General features: G+C 60.0%; 14 protein-coding genes and 1 other RNA gene. 10 read left to right on the top strand and 5 right to left on the bottom strand.

Annotated features, from left to right (window positions below; all coding sequences use genetic code 11):
- The first annotated feature begins 243 nt into the window (after positions 1 to 243).
- Positions 244 to 1,440, top strand: a complete 1,197-nt coding sequence (gene emrD / locus I6L35_RS14435) for a multidrug efflux MFS transporter EmrD (RefSeq protein WP_005333920.1) — start codon at positions 244 to 246, stop codon at positions 1,438 to 1,440.
- A gap of 84 nt (positions 1,441 to 1,524) precedes the next feature.
- Here emrD and I6L35_RS14440 read toward each other — a convergent pair whose 3' ends face one another.
- Positions 1,525 to 2,433, bottom strand: a complete 909-nt coding sequence (locus tag I6L35_RS14440) for a LysR family transcriptional regulator (RefSeq protein ID WP_216978545.1) — start codon at positions 2,431 to 2,433, stop codon at positions 1,525 to 1,527.
- 161 nt (positions 2,434 to 2,594) lie between these two features.
- On the opposite strand from I6L35_RS14440, the gene fdhD reads away from it, so the two are divergent.
- Both fdhD and I6L35_RS14450 read left to right on the top strand, forming a co-directional pair.
- Positions 2,595 to 3,392, top strand: coding sequence for a formate dehydrogenase accessory sulfurtransferase FdhD (gene fdhD, locus I6L35_RS14445; protein WP_216978546.1), 798 nt, complete (start codon positions 2,595 to 2,597; stop codon positions 3,390 to 3,392).
- Positions 3,379 to 5,670, top strand: a complete 2,292-nt coding sequence (locus tag I6L35_RS14450; protein ID WP_216978547.1) for an FdhF/YdeP family oxidoreductase — start codon at positions 3,379 to 3,381, stop codon at positions 5,668 to 5,670. Before fdhD ends, I6L35_RS14450 begins: the two co-directional genes overlap by 14 nt.
- A 168-nt stretch (positions 5,671 to 5,838) precedes the next feature.
- Here the strand turns inward: I6L35_RS14450 and ssrS are convergent.
- Both ssrS and zapA read right to left on the bottom strand, forming a co-directional pair.
- Positions 5,839 to 6,021: non-coding RNA, 6S RNA (gene ssrS, locus I6L35_RS14455), on the bottom strand.
- A 16-nt stretch (positions 6,022 to 6,037) separates the two neighbouring features.
- Entirely contained in the window at positions 6,038 to 6,370 is a 333-nt protein-coding gene (zapA, locus tag I6L35_RS14460) for a cell division protein ZapA (RefSeq protein ID WP_033116026.1), read from the bottom strand.
- 173 nt (positions 6,371 to 6,543) lie between these two features.
- Between zapA and I6L35_RS14465 the strand changes: the two genes are divergently transcribed.
- The 3 genes from I6L35_RS14465 to I6L35_RS14475 all read left to right on the top strand — a co-directional run bounded on the left by I6L35_RS14465 (position 6,544) and on the right by I6L35_RS14475 (position 9,905).
- Complete coding sequence (locus tag I6L35_RS14465; protein ID WP_033116025.1) at positions 6,544 to 7,113, top strand: UPF0149 family protein; 570 nt, start codon at positions 6,544 to 6,546, stop codon at positions 7,111 to 7,113.
- Between the two features lie 177 nt (positions 7,114 to 7,290).
- On the top strand, positions 7,291 to 8,514 hold the full coding sequence (ubiH, locus tag I6L35_RS14470) for a 2-octaprenyl-6-methoxyphenyl hydroxylase (protein WP_216978548.1): 1,224 nt from the start codon (positions 7,291 to 7,293) through the stop codon (positions 8,512 to 8,514).
- Between the two features lie 122 nt (positions 8,515 to 8,636).
- The gene (locus I6L35_RS14475; RefSeq protein WP_216980294.1) at positions 8,637 to 9,905 is read left to right on the top strand and encodes an FAD-dependent 2-octaprenylphenol hydroxylase; all 1,269 of its coding nucleotides are present in this window, start codon (positions 8,637 to 8,639) and stop codon (positions 9,903 to 9,905) included.
- Between the two features lie 212 nt (positions 9,906 to 10,117).
- Here the strand turns inward: I6L35_RS14475 and I6L35_RS14480 are convergent, their stop codons facing one another.
- Positions 10,118 to 10,345 (bottom strand): hypothetical protein, encoded by a 228-nt coding sequence (locus I6L35_RS14480; protein ID WP_041915404.1) that lies wholly within the window; start codon positions 10,343 to 10,345, stop codon positions 10,118 to 10,120.
- Here I6L35_RS14480 and gcvT point away from each other — a divergent pair.
- The 3 genes from gcvT to gcvP all read left to right on the top strand — a co-directional run bounded on the left by gcvT (position 10,322) and on the right by gcvP (position 15,071).
- Entirely contained in the window at positions 10,322 to 11,419 is a 1,098-nt protein-coding gene (gene gcvT / locus I6L35_RS14485) for a glycine cleavage system aminomethyltransferase GcvT (protein ID WP_100645566.1), read from the top strand. The genes I6L35_RS14480 and gcvT overlap by 24 nt on opposite strands.
- Before the next feature lie 86 nt (positions 11,420 to 11,505).
- Positions 11,506 to 11,895 carry a glycine cleavage system protein GcvH gene (gene gcvH / locus I6L35_RS14490; RefSeq protein ID WP_005333898.1) on the top strand — a complete coding sequence of 130 codons (390 nt, stop codon included), beginning with the start codon at positions 11,506 to 11,508 and terminating at the stop codon, positions 11,893 to 11,895.
- Positions 11,896 to 12,194: 299 nt separating this feature from the next.
- Positions 12,195 to 15,071, top strand: coding sequence for an aminomethyl-transferring glycine dehydrogenase (gene gcvP, locus I6L35_RS14495; RefSeq protein WP_216978549.1), 2,877 nt, complete (start codon positions 12,195 to 12,197; stop codon positions 15,069 to 15,071).
- 88 nt (positions 15,072 to 15,159) lie between these two features.
- Here gcvP and I6L35_RS14500 read toward each other — a convergent pair whose 3' ends face one another.
- Positions 15,160 to 16,713, bottom strand: coding sequence for a PAS domain-containing methyl-accepting chemotaxis protein (locus I6L35_RS14500; protein ID WP_216978550.1), 1,554 nt, complete (start codon positions 16,711 to 16,713; stop codon positions 15,160 to 15,162).
- 203 nt (positions 16,714 to 16,916) lie between these two features.
- Here I6L35_RS14500 and I6L35_RS14505 point away from each other — a divergent pair, with 203 nt between their 5' ends.
- Entirely contained in the window at positions 16,917 to 17,627 is a 711-nt protein-coding gene (locus I6L35_RS14505) for an HAD family hydrolase (RefSeq protein ID WP_216978551.1), read from the top strand.
- The last annotated feature ends 28 nt before the right edge of the window (positions 17,628 to 17,655 follow it).

A 17,655-nucleotide genomic window follows, 5' to 3' on the forward strand; every position in this document is an offset into this window, starting at 1 on the left:
GCGTGCCGCCCCGTAATATTAGAAAAACTAAGGCAAGCCGATTATAAAGATTCGTTCGTTTTTTGTGAGCTGAATCACTATGATGCCCCCATACCACCAAGCGTCCTGTGCGGTGGTCTGGCGGGCTCCCCGCCTACTGTTTCCAACACTGTTTTTGATTGCATCACAGCCTCTGTGATCAGATTCCTCTGGGCCATTTTGTGCCAGAGGGCGGCAGCATTTTTTCGATTTTTTGGGACTGATATGGATCGGCACAGTTTTTATCCGTTGTTTTTACTGACCATTCTGATGGTTGCTGTGGGCCAGATGACCCAGACCCTCTATGTCCCCTCCATTCCCATGATGGCGGGGGACTTCAATGTGGCCTCGGGCCAGTTGCAGGCGGTGATGGCCTGTTACCTGATCCCCTATGGCCTCTCCCAGTTTGTCTACGGGCCGCTGTCGGATCGCATCGGTCGTCGTCCGGTGCTGATCGTCGGCATGATGGTGTTTCTGGTGGGCACCCTGATCATTCAGGTCATCCCCCATTTTGCCGCCTTGCTGGTGGGCAGCTTTATTCAAGGATTGGGTACCGGGGCCGGTGGCGCCATGAGCCGTACCGTGATGCGCGATCGCTACAACGGCGCCGAACTCAACCGCGCCAACAGTCTGGTGAGCATGGGGGTGATCTTCTCCCCGCTGCTGGCACCGGTGCTGGGTGGCTGGCTGACCGAGCTGTTCAACTGGCGCGCCGGTTACTGGTTCTTGTTCGGTTTTGGTGCCGTAGCCACTCTGGCGATCATGGCCTGGTTTGGTGAGACGCTGCCTGCTGCTGCCCGTCAGCCGCTGCGCGTCGGTGCTGCCTATCGCCATGTGCTGGGCAACCCCAAGTTTCAGGGCAACCTGCTCTGCCTGATGGCGACCTTTGCCGGATTGGCGGTATTCGAGGCAGCAGCCGGTGTGCTGCTCGGCGATGTGCTGAAACTGAGCGCCCGTACCGTGAGCGTGCTGTTCGTGCTGCCGCTGCCCGGCTATCTGTTCGGTGCCTGGCTCTCTGCCAAGCTGAGCTTCCGTTTGACTCAGGGCAAACTGATGCGTCTTGGCATCGCCTTTCTGGCGCTCGGTTCTCTCATCATTCTGGTGCCGGGGTTGTTCGGGGTGGTGAGTGCCGCCTCGCTGGTCGGTGGTGCGGCCGTCTACTTCATCGGTAGTGGCATTCTCTACCCGACCGCCACTTCCTGTGCCATCGAGCCCTTCCCGGGTCAGGCCGGCACCGCGGGTGCCATTCTCGGCGGGATGCAGAATCTGGGAGCCGGTGTGGTGACCCTGCTGGCGGCCGGTTTCCCGATGACCGGTCAGGTGACTCTGGGGGCCATCATGACCCTGATGGTGCTGATCGTGGCGCTGAGTTTTGTCTGGCTGCGCCACCACGGCTCGCCGCACGAGCAGATGGCGATTTGATGCCCGCGCTTGCTCTCTGAAAGCCCGCCTTCTGGCGGGCTTTTTCTTTGCCAGAACCGGATGCAGTCTACTGCTCGGCCTGCGTCAAGGCGCGTTTGCCGGTTCACCTTCTGCTACCAGTTCAAGAAAGGCACGCATGGCGGGAGTGATGCTCTGCTGGCGGGTCAGAAAGGCGGTATGGCCGATATTCTTCAGCGGAGCGAGTGGCAGGCAAACGAGATCCGAGAGCTTGCTGGCAGAGCGGGCAAGGCCTGCGCTGACGATGGCCCAGCCCAGCCGGTGGCGTACGGCGCTGACCAGATGGAACAGCGAGTCGGTCTCCAGTACCACGTTGAGCGAGAGCCCACCCTGCTCGGCGGCGCGATCCAGATATTGGCGAAATTGCATGGTGCGGCTGGGCAGCACCAACGGCTGTTGCTGCAGTTCAGCAAGCGCAATGTCGCCGCTGTGCAGGTACAGATCCGCTTCGTCACGGTTCATCAGCACCGCCATCTGGTTGGCGCCTTGCGGGTAGACATGAAAGGCGCGCCGGCCAGCTCCGCCGGCGGGCTCATCAAATCCCAGTCCGATATCGCACTGATGCAGCTCCAGCTGTGATAGCAGGGCTTCGTTGCTGAGCACCGACAGGCGAATGACGATATCGGGATAGCGCTGCTTGCAGCGGGCGATAAACGGCATGATGTCGAGATTGGACTGGGGCACGATGCCGATGCGCAGGGTGCCGGAGAGTTCGCCCTGGAACAGCGCCAGCTCCTGCTTGAGAGCCTCCTGTTCCAGCAACATCCGTTCGGCATATTGGCGCACCAGCTCGCCCGCCTCGGTCAGGGCGACAAACTGGCTGGTGCGTACCACCAGATCGGTGCCGACACTCTTTTCCAGCGCGGTAATGCTGGCCGAGAGGGTGGGTTGGGTGATGTGGCAGGCTTTGGCCGCTTTGGCAAAATGCCGATGTTTGGCCAGCTCGTGAAAGTAGTGAAGTTGCTTGATGTTCATCTGGTTGTAGTGGAGGCAGTGGAACCGGCTATTGAAGAATTAATCAATTGAAAAAACATCTTCAATAGAACAACTCTATCAGGATATAGATTTATTTCATTGGTTTTGCGTCAGCCGCATCTCTAAACTTGAATGCAGTTTGCATTTTTAGGCCAACCTGCATGCCTGCCCATTCTCCCGTCGCAACCCCCGCCAACTTGCCGTCACTGGATCATCTGGTGGAAGAGGTAGCCGTCGCCATCAACATCAATGGCATCAACCATGCGGTGATGATGGCGACCCCGGACGATCTCGACGACTTTGCCGTCGGCTTTCTGTTTGGTGAGGGGATCATCCGGCATAACCACGAAGTCCACGACATTGAGATCGCGCCAGCCGAACAGGGTATTGTGCTGGATGTGACCATCGCCAACCGCTCTCTGGCCGCCCTGACCGAGCACAAGCGCCGGCTGACCGGGGTGACCGGTTGCGGCATCTGCGGCGTAGCGGCGGTGGAACAGGCGTTGCCCGCACTGTCGGTGTTACCTCTGACGCCACCGCTGGATGGGGCCTTGCTGGCGGGGCTGCGTCCGCATATCGCCCAGTGGCAGCTCAAGGGGCAGCAACACGGCGCCCTGCATGCGGCGCTGGCGCTGGATGCCGAGGGGCGGATCCTGCACTGCCGGGAAGATATCGGGCGCCACAATGCCCTCGACAAGCTGATCGGCCTGCTGCTGCGTCAGCAAAGTGTGTGCGACACCCTGGTGGTGACCAGCCGCTGCGGCAGCGAGCTGGTGCAAAAAGCCGCCCGTTTCGGTGCCCGTCATCTTATCTGCCTGGCATCGCCCAGCCAGTTGGCGATCAGGCTGGCCCTCAAATACAACCTCAACGTCGTTCATATTCCCAAGTTTGATGCCCCGGTCAGCTATTCGAGCTATCGCCCGGCGGATCCCATCGGAGAGTGCCATGAGTCATATTGAAAAGCCCGCCAAAGCCGGCGGTTTTTCGTCCCTGCAATCCACCATGAAACAGGTGCTGCGCAGCCAGAAGACCCGTCAGAACATCAAGAACCTGCTGCGGGTCAACCAGACCGACGGCTTCGACTGCCCGGGTTGTGCCTGGGGTGACAACGACCACGGCACCTTCCAGTTCTGTGAGAACGGCGCCAAGGCGGTGGCATGGGAGTCTACCGGCAAGACGGTAGGGGCCGAGTTTTTCGCCGCCCACTCGGTGCGCCAGCTGGCCAGCCAGAGCGACTACTGGCTCGAGTATCAGGGGCGGCTGACCGAGCCGATGCGCTACAACCCGGCGACCGATCACTATGAGCCGGTAAGCTGGGACGATGCCTTCACCCTGATTGCCGGCACTCTCAAGGGGCTGAATAGCCCGGATGAGGTGGAGTTCTACACCTCGGGACGTGCCAGCAACGAAGCTTCCTACCTCTATCAGCTGTTTGGCCGCCTGTTTGGTACCAACAACTTCCCCGACTGCTCCAACATGTGCCACGAGGCGAGCGGGGTAGCGCTGATCCAGTCGGTCGGTATCGGCAAGGGGACTGTGGTGCTGGATGACTTCGACCAGGCCGATGCGGTGTTTGTCTATGGCCAGAATCCGGGTACCAACCACCCACGCATGATGAATGCCCTGCGCCAGGCGGCGCGTGGCGGCTGCAAGATCGTCAGCTTCAACAACTTGAAAGAGGTGGCGCTGGAGCGCTTCGCCAGCCCGCAGAGCCCGCTCGAGCTGCTGACCCCGGCTGCCACCACCATCAGCCACCAATACCTGACGCCGAAACTGGGTGGCGACATGGCCGCCATCCGTGGCATGGCCAAGTACATCCTGGAAGAGGTGCCAGAGGCGGTGGAGCGCGACTTTATCGCCCGCCACACCCGCCACTTTGCCGAGTACGAGGCGCAGGTACGGGCCACCGACTGGGCGGCAATCGAGCAGCAATCCGGCCTGACTCGTGCCGACATCGTGCAGGCTGCCCGGGTCTTTGCCGCCAGCCAGCGCATCATCAGCTGCTGGGCAATGGGGGTGACCCAGCATCTGCACTCGGTCGATACCATTCGCGAAATCGTCAACCTGCACCTGATACGCGGCCAGATTGGCAAGCCGGGGGCGGGGCTCTGCCCGGTACGGGGTCACAGCAACGTGCAGGGCAACCGCACCATGGGGATTAACGAAAAGCCGACCGCTGCCTTTATCGACCGGCTCGAGCATCACCTGCAGGTAAGCCTGCCGAGGGCCCGCGGTCACAATGTTTACGAGGCACTCAAGGCATTGGACGAGGGCAAGAGCAAGGTGCTCATCTGTTTGGGTGGCAACCTGGCGGCAGCGGCGCCCGATACCGACTTCACCTACGGGGCGATGAAAAAGGCCGAGCTCAACGTGCAGATCAGCACCAAGCTCAACCGCAGCCATCTGCAGGTGGACAAGGCTGCGCTGATCCTGCCCTGCCTTGGCCGTACCGAGCTCGATATCCAGCGCAGCGGCAACCAGAAGATCACGGTGGAGGACACCTTCAGCATGGTGCACGCCTCGACCGGCGCGGCAGAGCCGGTGTCGCCCCTCTGCCTCTCCGAGACTGATATCGTGGCGCGGATGGCTCACGCTACCGTGGGCAGCGAGCGGGTCGACTGGCTGGCTCTGCGCGATGACTATGCTCGAATTCGCGATCTTATCGAGCAGACCATCGCCGGCTTTGCCGATTTCAATGCCCGCATCCAGCAGCCGTGCGGTTTTCATCTCGATAACTCTGCGGCGCTGCTGACCTGGAATACTGCCAGCGGCAGCGCTGAGTTTCGTGCCAGCACCCTACCGCAATCAGTGCTGCCGGAGTGTACCCGCCATGCCGAGCAGATGGTTGATCAGCCGGTACTGCTGCTGCAGAGCCTGCGCTCTCACGATCAGTACAACACTACTATCTACGGTATGGATGACCGCTATCGCGGCATCAAGGGACAGCGCAACGTGGTGTTCATGAACGAGGCGGATGCTCGCCAGCTTGGCTTTGCCGAAGGGGATCGGGTCGATATGGCGGCCATCTGCAATGATGGGCGCGAGCGCATTGTTGCCGGATTCAACGTGGTGATCTACGAGATCCCGCGTGGCAACATCGCGGCCTACTATCCGGAAACCAACCCGCTGGTGCCTATCGACAGTATCGGTGCCGGCTCGTTTACCCCCACCTCCAAGTCCATTCCGGTACTGGTGACAGCCTCCCGCCAGCCGGAGAACCTGTTGCTGGTCAAATAAACGGACTAACGCGGCTGGCTGCGCTCACAGTCTGTACTTTGAATGCCGTGATGCCCCGGATGAACAGTTCATCCGGGGCATTTTTCTGGTGTGCGAGGCAGGGGGCTGGTTGCGTGGACAGACAGGAAAAGAAAAAGCCCGTCACATGAGTGACGGGCTTTTTGCAGTTGGAACCCCGGAGATGCCGTTGCCGGTTTGGGCCCTTGAACCGTCGGTTCAAGGCGGGGTTCGGATCTGACCGCAGGCTTCTCGGTCGTGCCGAGCATGCGCAATAGCCAGAAGGCAGAACCCCTGTTTGGTATGAATATCGGCTCGGGGACTTGAACCGGCTGACAAACACCCCAGGGTATTTCAAAACAGTTTGCGATTAGGGCTGCTGCCCCTCTTCGCTGGAATCGCCATATTGACCGTGTTCGATCAAGGCCGCTTCGATGGTGCGCTGCAGCATCTTGATCCGCTTGTCCATGGTCTCAGAGTATTGGTGGTTCTTCTCTTTTTCAAGACAGAGCTCATGGCAGAAATTAAGCGCCGCCATGACCGCCAATTGCTCGTTGCTGGAGACTTTGGAGCGTTGACGCAGGTCGATCAGTTTATCGGTCAGCTGGTCGGCGGCCTGGCGCAGGGCATCCTGCTGTCCCAAGGGACAGGATACCTTGTAGGGACGTCCCAAAATGACGATTTCTACGGCCTCTGTGCTCATGCCTTCCTCAATACGGCGGAGCTGATTTCCGCCTTTATCCACGTGGACAACTGGGCGGGACTATATAGCGCAGATACATAAGTTTCAAGGCCTTGCTGGCTCTGGAAGAGGGAGAATGCTAGGATCCTGACCATTAATTCTGCAAATTTGCCTGAACTTTGAGCGGATCCTCTATGAGCAAAACAAACCCCCTTAAATATGCGGCTGTGGCCGACATCATGGAGCAGCATGAGCTGATGGCCAGTGCAGTCGAGGCCCATGGTGTGATCTGCGGTCTGGTGTGTGGTGGTGTGGCACTGGATGAGAAGAGCTGGGTCCCCCATTTCAACGATTTGGTGAACGACGGTTTCGGGCTGCCGGCCCCGGTGCGCCAGGTGATGACCGATCTTTATCACAATGTGGTCGAGAGCCTGATGGCTCAAAAAGGGGTTGAACTGCTGTTGCCAAGCGATGATGCCCCCCTTGATGAGCGGATCGATGCGCTGGTTGACTGGTCCCAGGCGTTTCTGGCCGGTTTCGGCGTGGTGCAGCAGGAGCTGTCGCGTGCGTCGGAAGAGCTGCAGGAGATGATCCAGGATATCGCCAGCATCACTCAGGTCTCTGCCGAGTTCGATCAGGAAGATGACGAGAACGAAGCCTCCTTCCTGGTGCTCTACGAACACGTCAAGCTGGGGGTCATGATGGCCTTTGAAGAGTTTGGCAAGCGCCCCGATACCCCGAGCGCGCCGCCGACCCTTCATTGAGGTGCGGGTCAACGAGACCCTTACTGAATCTGCAAGAGCGCCTGATGGCGCTCTTTTTTATTCCCTTGTGGTGGCTAACCCTGTGAGGTGCAACCGGTTTTTTGCCGGTGACCTCGCATTCGGCCAGCGGCTTTGTGATAGCATGAGGCCACCTTTTTCACTTCTTCCTCTCTGCTTATGTCTCAATCTGATGTGCGACAGGTCGATGTCACCCTGGTCGGCGGTGGAATGAGCGGCGCCGTGCTGGCCCTCTCGCTGGCAGCCCAGCTTCGATCCGATGGCTCCCCCCTTGAGATCCTGCTGCTGGAGGCAAGCGTCCCCGAACAGCACACCCATTCAGGGTTCGACGCCCGCGCCATTGCGCTCTCGGCCGGTACCTGTGATGCGCTGTTGCGACGCGGACTCTGGCCGCTGTTTGCCCCCCATTGCGCCCCCATTACCCAGATCCATGTCTCGGATCGGGGCCACTTCGGTCAGGCTCGCCTGTCGGCTGCCGAATACGGTCTGCCCGCGCTGGGCCAGGTGATCGAGCTTGCATCCGCTGGCAAGGAGCTGCAACGGGCGATGGCGGCCTCTCCCAATATCCGGGTCTGTTGTCCGGCCCGGGTGAGCGAGATTGCGCCCGATGAGGAGAAGGTGACCCTCACCCTCGAGAGCGGTGAACAGATTGAGACCCGCCTGCTGGTGGCGGCAGACGGCGGCAACTCCTTTGTGCGTCAGCACTTCAAGTTGCCGGTGACCCGCCACGACTTTGAGCAGCACGCCATCATCGCCACGGTCAAAACGGCGCAAGACCCAGAGGGACGCGCCTTCGAGCGTTTTACCGAAGGGGGGCCGCTGGCCCTGTTGCCGATGCAGGAGGGGCTCTCCTCACTGGTATGGAGCGTCGGGCAGCATGAGGTGGATGAGCTGATGGCCCTCGATGAGGCGGCGTTTCTTACCCGTCTGCAGCAGGCCTTTGGCTGGCGGCTCGGCCGCTTCGAGCGATGTGGCGTGCGTAATGTCTATCCGCTCATTCTGACCGCCTGCGACTATCCGCTGGCCCAGCGTACCGTGCTGGTCGGTAATGCCGCCCACGCCCTGCACCCGATTGCCGGACAGGGCTTCAACCTCGGGATGCGGGATCTCGACCTGCTTACCGGCGCCGTAGCCAAGGCGTTGGCAGAGGGGGAGGATATCGGCAGCTGCAAGGTACTGAGTGGCTACTGGCAGCAGCGTCAGCGCGATCAGGAGCAGACCGTCTGGCTCACCTCTTCGCTGGCCCAGCTCTTCTCCAATGGTCACGATCCGCTGGTGGCGGGGCGCAATCTGGCGCTCACCCTGATGGGGCGATTCCCGTGCCTCAAGGCGCCGCTTGCCTCGCGCACCTTGGGCTTTGTCGCTGATGTGTGCGGCAACTAGCCTGCACTTGTTGAGTGGAACCTGTTGACCACCATTCGTTGATCAAAACCTATTGAATAAAGAGGTGATGCTTGCGGGCGTCCCCTCGCTGGCCAGCCGGTCAGCCCTGAAAGGATGAGATGATGCAGATGCAAAATGTGGATGTGGTGATTGTCGGTGGCGGCATGGTGGGGCTGGGGCTCGCTGCGGCCTTGAAACATAGCGCCCTCAAGGTACTGGTGGTGGAGGGGCAACTGCCCGACCCGCAGCTGGGGGAGGTGGCCGATAATCGGGTCAGCGCCCTGAGTCTGGCCAGCCAGCAGATCCTGCGCCATGTCGGCGCCTGGGACGGCATTGAAGCGCGCCGCCTGCAGGCCTATGACAAGATGGCGGTGTGGGAGCAGGACAGTTTCGGCCATATCGACTTCGATGCCGCCAGCCTGCGTCAGGCCAACCTCGGCCACATCGTCGAGAATCGGGTGATCCAGCTGGCGCTGCTTGAGGCGATTGAAGGCGTCAGTAATATCCAGTTGCTGACCCCCGCCAGAGCCAAGAGCCTGCAGAGCGGCCCGGCGGGCGCCCTGCTGCTCCTTGAAGATGGTCAGGCCATCTCGGCCAAACTGGTGGTGGCTGCCGATGGCGCTCACTCCTGGGTACGCCGTCAGGCTGATATCCCGCTCACCAGCTGGGATTATGGCCACCACGCGCTGGTGGCGACGGTGCGCTGCGCCGAACCCCATGAAGCTGTTGCTCGCCAGATCTTCACCCCGGATGGCCCGCTCGCCTTTTTGCCGCTGTGGCAGGAGAACCTCTGCTCCATCGTCTGGTCGCTGCCTGCGGCCCGCGCCGAGGCGCTCTGCGCCTGCGATGACGAGCAGTTCAACCGCCAGCTCACTGCCGCCTTCGACGCTCGGCTCGGTCTGTGCAAGGTGGAGGGGGCGCGCAGCGCGATTCCTCTTACCGCCCGCTATGCCCGCGATTTTGCTCGCGAGCGGTTGGTGCTGGTGGGAGATGCTGCCCACACCATCCACCCGCTGGCGGGGCAGGGGGTCAACCTTGGCCTGCTGGATGCTGCCGCGCTGGCGGAGCAGATCTTGCAAAATCATGCCGCGGGCGAGGATATCGGCCTGCTCGCCAACCTGCGCAGTTACGAGCGCTGGCGCAAGAGCGAGGCGGCTCGCATGCTGGCGGCGATGGAAGGGCTCAAGCGGTTGTTCAGCGGGGCCAACCCGCTCAAGAAGCTGGTGCGGGGCGTGGGATTGCGCGCGGCCAATCTGCTGACGCCCTTCAAGGAGGGGGTGATCCGCGCCGCCATGGGGCTGGAGGGAGAGTTGCCCGCATTGGCCCGTCCTGACTGGGCTGTTGCTGCGACCAAGGGCAGTGCCATGCAGGCCAAGGGTGAAAAAAACTAATATTACTCACCGTTTTTGACAACAAAAGTAATCCGACAAGGCTGATGACCCGTTTTGGGTGTCAGCCTTTAATTTTGCTCTGGAGCGAAACGTTTTTCTGCAAATTGTGACGAAACGGTAAAAATCAAAATTTAATCTCGCCCGAGTCGGCTTATGGCTGTTTTTATCACTGCATTTATCTTAGTGTCTGGAGTCAGTTTTACGGGAGGGGATTAGTTTTTTTTGAGCGGCACGCTCGCCTGCTTGTCATATAATCCGCTCCGTTCAAGGAATCCCTCTTGCCTGGCAAGGGCAGGAGCGAGCACACACTTTTGGATCCGGTCGCTTTTTGTTGCACGCAGTGCAGTCAGAGCGGTGGCGCGGGTCGCAAGGGTGGTCGCCAAAGCGAAAAGGCTTTTTGCTAAGGAAAGAATGCGATGATCCAGACTACTGTACTGCATCCCAAACACCTGGAAGCCGGCGCCAAGATGGTGGACTTCCACGGTTGGGAAATGCCCATCAACTACGGCTCCCAGCTGGAAGAGCACCACGCGGTGCGCAGCGATGCCGGTATGTTCGATGTTTCCCACATGACCATCGTCGATTTGACCGGCGAACGGGTCAAAGCCTTTCTGCAACACCTGCTGGCCAACGACGTGGCCAAACTCACTGCCCCCGGCAAGGCCCTCTACAGCGGCATGCTCAATCCGGAAGGTGGCGTGATCGATGACCTCATCACCTATTATCTTGGCGATACGTTTTACCGACTGGTGGTCAACTCCGCTACCCGCGATAAGGATCTGGCCTGGATCCGCCATCACGCCATCGATTTCGATATCACAGTGACCGAGCGTCCCGAGCTTGCGATGATTGCGGTGCAGGGCCCCAACGCCAAGGTCAAGGCTGCTGCTGTGCTGAGTGCCGCCCAGCGTACCGCCGTAGTGGGGATGAAACCCTTCTTCGGCGTGCAGGCTGGCGATCTCTTTATCGCCACCACCGGCTACACCGGCGAGGATGGTTATGAAATCGTGGTGCCGCAAGAGAAAGCCTGCGAGCTGTGGCAAGCGCTGCTGGATAACGGTGTGGCCCCGTGCGGCCTCGGTGCCCGCGATACCCTGCGCCTCGAAGCGGGGATGAACCTCTACGGTCAGGATATGGACGAGTCAATCTCTCCACTCGCCGCCAACATGGCCTGGACCATCGCCTGGGAGCCGAGCGATCGCAATTTCATCGGCCGTGACGTGCTGGAAGCGCAGAAAGCGGCGGGCAACCAGCCCAAGCTGGTGGGGCTGGTGATGGAAGAGAAAGGGGTGCTGCGTGCCGGTATGCCCGTTACCTTCACCGCGGCAAACGGTGAGAAGCGGGAAGGTGTGATCACCTCCGGCTCTTTCTCCCCCACCCTGGGCTACAGTATTGCCCTGGCGCGGGTGCCCCGCGATATCGGTGAGCTGGCCGAGGTGGAGATCCGCAAGAAGCTGGTCACCGTGAAGGTCACCAAGCCCGCTTTCGTCCGTAACGGCCAGAAGCTGGTTTAACATCGTCTTGGGGGAGGGCTGTGCCTCCCCCCCATCCCTTTTCATATTCGTTTTTAAACGCGACTCAAAGATCAAAGGAAGCACAAATGAGCCATATCCCGAGCGAACTGAAATATGCCACTTCCCACGAGTGGATCCGTGTTGAAGCCAACGGCGAGGCCGTGGTCGGTATCACCGAGCACGCCCAGGAGCTGCTGGGTGACATGGTGTTTGTCGAGCTGCCGGAAGTGGGCAAGCAGGTCAGTGCCGGTGACGACTGCGCCGTGGCCGAGTCGGTCAAGGCGGCCTCCGACATCTACAGCCCGGTGAGCGGCGAGATCATTGCCGTCAACGAAGAGCTGGAAGGGAGCCCCGAGCTGGTCAACTCCGACCCCTACAGCGCTGGCTGGCTGTTCCGCATCAAGCTCGATGACGAGAGCGAGCTGGCCAACCTGCTGGATGCCGAAGGCTACCAGAACGTGGTGGACGAAGAGTAATGCCCCCGGGCCCTGCCAACACAGCAGGGCCCCTTTGTATGACCGCCAGCCGGGCAAGCATCGGCCGGTGGAAGGGTGAAGTCGCCCGCGCTTGCCGTTTGCCAGTCTAGGTGCCTAGGGGGCAAACAGGCCGGTTCGCAACAAGGCGATCCCCTCTCGATGCTGCCGCAGCATCCGGTGCCGCATCCTGTCTGCGGGACCCAGAACATGAGTGGAGTCGGTATCAGCCGACGATCAGGAACATCAGGTCTTGGTTATCAGGATGTCATGCCAGGACTTATTTATCAGGAAATAGGGAAATGACCCAGTCACTGTTTGAACTCGAGCAAAAAACCGATTTTGTCCGCCGCCATATCGGCCCGGGCGAGGAAGAGCTGCGCCAGCTGCTGGCGACCGTCGGGGCCGAAAGCCTGGACGATTTGATTGAACAGACCGTGCCCGCCGCCATTCGCCTGCCGGGCCCGCTGGGGATCGGTGCCGGCATGACCGAAGTGGAGGCGCTGGCCAAGCTCAAGGGCTATGCCGCTCAGAACAAGATTGCCAAGAGCTACATCGGCATGGGTTATCACGATACCCATGTGCCCCACGTCATTTTGCGCAACGTGCTGGAAAACCCGGGCTGGTATACCGCCTACACCCCCTACCAGCCCGAGCTGGCGCAGGGCCGTCTCGAAGCCCTGCTCAACTTCCAGCAGCTGACGCTGGATCTCACAGGCATGGATCTGGCAAGCGCCTCCCTGCTGGATGAAGCGACCGCCGCCGCCGAGGCGATGGCGCTGGCCAAACGGATGGCCAAGTCCAAATCCAACCTCTTCTTTGTTGCCGATGACGTGCACCCGCAGGTGATCGACGTGGTCAAGGAGCGCGCGGTTCACTTCGGTTTCGACGTGGCGGTTGGCGCTGCGAGCGATGCAGTGAGCGAAGAGGTGTTCGGGGCCCTGTTCCAGTACCCCACCACCACAGGTGAGGTGAAAGATCTGCGTGCCCTGATTGCCGCGGTACAGGCCCAGAAAGGGCTGGCCTGCGTCAGCGCCGACCTGCTCTCCCTGCTGCTGCTCAAGTCCCCGGGCGAGCTGGGCGCCGATGTTGTGTTGGGCTCCGCCCAGCGCTTTGGTGTGCCCATGGGTTACGGTGGCCCCCACGCCGCCTTCTTCGCCACCCGTGATGCCTACAAGCGCTCCATGCCGGGCCGTATCATTGGTGTCTCCAAGGATGCCCGTGGCAAGAGTGCCCTGCGTATGGCGATGCAGACCCGCGAGCAGCATATCCGCCGCGAGAAGGCCAACTCCAACATCTGTACCGCTCAGGTGCTGCTGGCCAACATGGCGAGCTTCTACGCCGTCTACCACGGCCCGGTAGGGCTGAAAACCATCGCCTCCCGCGTGCACCGTCTCACCACCATTCTGGCCCTTGGCCTCAAGGCCAAGGGCATGCCCCTCAAGCATGCCAGCTGGTTCGATACCCTGACCGTGCTGACGGCAGATAAAGTAGCACTCATTGCCAAGGCCGAGGGGCTCGGCATCAACCTGCGTGCCGATCTCGACGGTGCGGTAGGGGTCTCCCTCTCTGAAACCACCACCCGCGGCGATGTGGCCGAGCTGTTCGATCTCTTCCTCGGTCAAGGCCATGGCCTCGATATCGAGGCCCTCGACAAGGCGGCGCAGGCCCATCACGCCATCCCGCAGGATCTGCTGCGCACCGACGCCGTGCTGACCCACGAGGTGTTCAACAAGTACCACTCCGAAACCGAGATGCTGCGCTACATCCACCGTCTCGAAGCGAAAGATCTGGCGCTCAACTACGCCATGATTTCGCTCGGCTCCTGCACCATGAAGCTCAACGCCACCGCCGAGATGATCCCGGTGACCTGGCCCGAGTTTGGCAAGTTGCACCCGTTCGCCCCGCTGGCGCAGGCCAAGGGCTACCAGTTGCTGCTGGCCGACCTCGAAAACTGGCTGGTGAAGGTGACCGGTTACGATGCGGTCTGCATGCAGCCCAACTCCGGTGCCCAGGGCGAATACGCAGGTCTGCTCGCCATCAAGAAGTACCACGAGTCCCGTGGTGAAGGGCATCGCGACATCTGCCTGATCCCAGCTTCTGCCCACGGCACCAACCCGGCCTCTGCCCAGATGGCGGGGCTCAAGGTGATCGTCACCGCCTGTGACAAGTCGGGCAACGTGGATCTGGACGATCTGCGCGCCAAAGCGGCCGAGGCGGGGGATCAACTCTCCTGTCTGATGGTGACCTACCCCTCCACCCACGGGGTGTACGAGGAGACCATCAAGGAGGTGTGCGACATCGTTCACCAGCACGGTGGTCAGGTCTATCTGGACGGCGCCAATATGAACGCGCAAGTCGGGTTGACTGCGCCGGGCTTTATCGGGGCAGACGTCTCTCACCTCAACCTGCACAAGACCTTCGCCATTCCTCACGGCGGTGGCGGCCCGGGCATGGGCCCCATCGGCGTGAAGAAGCATCTGGCACCGTTCGTGGCTGGTCACGCCGTGGTCAAGACCGACAAGGAGAGCCGTGACAACGGCGCCGTGTCGGCGGCACCGTTCGGCTCGGCCAGCATCCTGCCCATCAGCTGGATGTATATCGCCATGCTGGGTGACGAGGGGCTGAAGAGATCCACTCAGGTAGCGATCCTCAACGCCAACTATCTGGCCAAGAAGCTGGGTGAATCCTTCCCGGTGCTCTACTCTGGCCGCAACGGTCGGGTGGCGCACGAGTGCATTCTGGATATCCGTCCGCTCAAGGAGGCTTCTGGCATCAGCGAGATGGACGTAGCCAAGCGGCTGATGGACTACGGCTTCCACGCACCGACCATGAGCTTCCCGGTGGCGGGCACCCTGATGGTCGAGCCGACCGAGTCGGAATCCAAGCGCGAACTGGATCGCTTCGTCGAGGCGATGACGTCCATCCGCGCCGAGATTGCCAAGGTGCAGGAGGGGCAGTGGAGCCTCGCCGACAACCCGTTGGTTCATGCGCCGCACACTCAGGATGACGTGATGGATGCAGAGTGGTCCCGTGGCTACAGCCGCGCCGAGGCGGTCTTCCCGTCCGACGCTGTGCGCGCCGCCAAACTGTGGCCCTCTGTGAACCGCATCGACGACGTCTACGGCGATCGCAACCTGTTCTGCTCCTGCATTCCGACCGAGGATTACGCCAAGTAAGTAGCGTCCAGGAGCAACAGTTAAGCCGTATAAACAACAGGGCCACCCAAACGGGTGGCCCTTTTTATATGTCATCTGATTGCTACGGCTATCCAAAGGTCCGGCTTAAGTCCTTGAGCTGGCTCGCTTTGGTCTGCAAGTTGGCGCTGGTTTCACTGACCTGATCGATTTTGAGGCTATTATCGTGAGAGAGCGAGGATATCTGGTTGATATTGCGGCTGATCTCCTCGATGACCGCTTGTTGCTCGGTAGCTGCGGCGGTTATCTGGTTGGAAAAATCAGAGACCTTGTCTATCTCGACCACAACCTGATTGAGGTTGCCGGTACTTGCCTGGGTGGTGGCGAGGCAGGCGTTGGTTCTGGTCACATTGAGATGCATCATCTCTTTCCATTCCCCCAGGGTTTGCTGGATATGGCCAATGCTGTTCTGGATTTGCTCTGTCGCCTTATGGGTTCTGGTCGAAAGGCTGCGTACCTCGTCTGCCACCACCGCAAAGCCGCGCCCCTGATCGCCAGCCCGCGCAGCTTCGATGGAGGCATTGAGCGCCAGCAGGTTGGTTTGATCCGCAATACCGCGAATTTCGCTCATTATGCTGCCGATACGCTCGGATTCACTTGCCAGTTCGACGGCTGACTGAAAGGCTTGCTCCGCCTGGGTTGCCAGCGCCGACATTTCTTCTCCCGCTTCCGAAAGCTGCTCGCTGGTGGTGATGCAGTGGCTGCGGGCCTCTTCGATCTGGTTGCTGCTGTCCTGAATGTTGCGGCTAATCTCTTCGGCAGCCGATGCCATCTGGGTAACTGCGGTGGCGACTTGCTGAATTTGCATATCCTGTGCGGAGATATCCTGGCTGGCCAATGCTGCCGAACCGCTCAAGTTGTTGGCCATGGCGTTGAGCGAGACAGTCGTGTCATCGACCCTTCCCAGCACGGTACGGATTCTGGCTTGCCACAGCTTGATATGGAAATCGGCAATGCTATGGGGTGCATCCCCCGAGAAGATGAGGCGGCTAATGCTGTCGTAGTCTTGCTCGAGCTGCTGCAAGTATCGCGGCGTGCGGAAGAGAGAATTACGGTTGAACCAGATGGCGGTCAACAGGGGAATGATGATCCAGAGCGCTTGCAGTGGTGGGAGTAGCCAGCCTGCGCTGATAACACAAACTAACAGCAGGGGGATGGTCATCATGGTTGGCGTGATCAGGCGCTGTCCCATGTGAATGGCAGAGCCGGTTTCGCGGGCTTTAAGAGCCTTGTACATCTTGCTGGCCCGCTCTTTGTGCTCCGCAGTGGGGCGACAACGGACGGATTGATAACCCACCATCTTGCCATCTTCATAAATCGGGGTGACGTAGGCATCTACCCAGTAATAGCGACCATCTTTGCAGCGGTTCTTTACCATGCCTCGCCATGGCTTGCCCGCCTTCAGGTGGGCCCAGAGATCGGCAAATGCTGCTTTGGGCATGTCGGGGTGGCGCACCAGGTTGTGATGCTGCCCCAGCATCTCTTCCAGACGATAGCCTGCCACCTGACAGAATGCCGGATTGGCATAGGTGATGTCCCCTTTGAGATCGGTCGTCGATACCAACTGCACATTATCGGTAAATTCAACCTCGGTATCTGTGGTGTGAAGTGTACTGGTTACCATGTTCAGGCTCCGGTTTTGCCATAACGGAATGCTTCGCCTGAGTATGGCAGAGGATGTTCATTTATTGTGTTGTTACACATTAACTCTTGTGCTACTGCGTGGGGACGGGACGGGTCTCACATTTTTACAGCGCGGTTTGGCGAGGAAAGGCAAGCCAAGTAACATGGCGTGACTTATGGCTGTGCAGCGAGACAGGTAACGCAATGAAGTTGGATGCGATTTTATGGGATTATGACGGTACTCTGGTCAATTCGGTGCCGAAGAATATCGATATCACCAAGCAGATCCTGGCTGAGGTCGCCCCCCATCTGACCGGAGAACATCTGCCGCGCTATCTGCGCAGCGAAGCGGAGTATCACCATGCCAATCACTCCGCCAAGAACTGGCAGGCGCTCTATATGGATTACTACGGTTTGTCGCGGGACGAGATGGTGCTGGCTGGCAGTCTGTGGGCCAAGCATCAGGAGATGAACCGGACCGAGGTGCGTTTTTTTGCGGGGCTGGAGGCGGTGATTGACCATTTCTCTGCCATTCCCCACGGAATTTGTTCGCAGAACTCCCAAAAGAACATTCGCCGGGTACTGGAGCTGCATGGCGTGAACAGCCTGTTCAAGGCTGTGGTCGGCTATGATGACGTGCCCGGACAGCAGCAAAAACCTCATCCTTTCGGTGGCCTCAAATGTCTGGAGTCTATCTTCGGCCCAGCCAGGTGCCAGTCGCTGATCTATATCGGTGACCATGAAGCGGATGTGCAGTTTGCCCGTCATTTGCAAAGGGCGCTTGGCGAGCAGAGCCGTGTGATCTCGGTGGCTGTCACCTATAGCTGCGCGACCCCGGAGCGCTGGGAACACCAACCCGACCATATCGCCCGTGACGTCGAGGATCTGCTCCCCATTATCGGGCAATATCTGTAACGCCGGTTGCAGATTGTCGTACGGAACA

It is taken from the genome of Aeromonas sp. FDAARGOS 1405, from assembly GCF_019048265.1.
GTDB lineage: Bacteria > Pseudomonadota > Gammaproteobacteria > Enterobacterales > Aeromonadaceae > Aeromonas > Aeromonas veronii_A.

Coding starts and splice junctions, on each gene's coding strand:
- gcvH (WP_005333898.1), top strand. CDS start 11,506: ATGAGCCATATCCCGAGCGAACTGAAATATGCCACTTCCCACGAGTGG.
- I6L35_RS14465 (WP_033116025.1), top strand. CDS start 6,544: ATGAGCAAAACAAACCCCCTTAAATATGCGGCTGTGGCCGACATCATG.
- gcvP (WP_216978549.1), top strand. CDS start 12,195: ATGACCCAGTCACTGTTTGAACTCGAGCAAAAAACCGATTTTGTCCGC.
- I6L35_RS14500 (WP_216978550.1), bottom strand. CDS start 16,713: ATGGTAACCAGTACACTTCACACCACAGATACCGAGGTTGAATTTACC.
- fdhD (WP_216978546.1), top strand. CDS start 2,595: ATGCCTGCCCATTCTCCCGTCGCAACCCCCGCCAACTTGCCGTCACTG.
- I6L35_RS14480 (WP_041915404.1), bottom strand. CDS start 10,345: ATGCAGTACAGTAGTCTGGATCATCGCATTCTTTCCTTAGCAAAAAGC.
- gcvT (WP_100645566.1), top strand. CDS start 10,322: ATGATCCAGACTACTGTACTGCATCCCAAACACCTGGAAGCCGGCGCC.
- I6L35_RS14440 (WP_216978545.1), bottom strand. CDS start 2,433: ATGAACATCAAGCAACTTCACTACTTTCACGAGCTGGCCAAACATCGG.
- emrD (WP_005333920.1), top strand. CDS start 244: ATGGATCGGCACAGTTTTTATCCGTTGTTTTTACTGACCATTCTGATG.
- I6L35_RS14450 (WP_216978547.1), top strand. CDS start 3,379: ATGAGTCATATTGAAAAGCCCGCCAAAGCCGGCGGTTTTTCGTCCCTG.
- I6L35_RS14505 (WP_216978551.1), top strand. CDS start 16,917: ATGAAGTTGGATGCGATTTTATGGGATTATGACGGTACTCTGGTCAAT.
- ubiH (WP_216978548.1), top strand. CDS start 7,291: ATGTCTCAATCTGATGTGCGACAGGTCGATGTCACCCTGGTCGGCGGT.
- I6L35_RS14475 (WP_216980294.1), top strand. CDS start 8,637: ATGCAGATGCAAAATGTGGATGTGGTGATTGTCGGTGGCGGCATGGTG.
- zapA (WP_033116026.1), bottom strand. CDS start 6,370: ATGAGCACAGAGGCCGTAGAAATCGTCATTTTGGGACGTCCCTACAAG.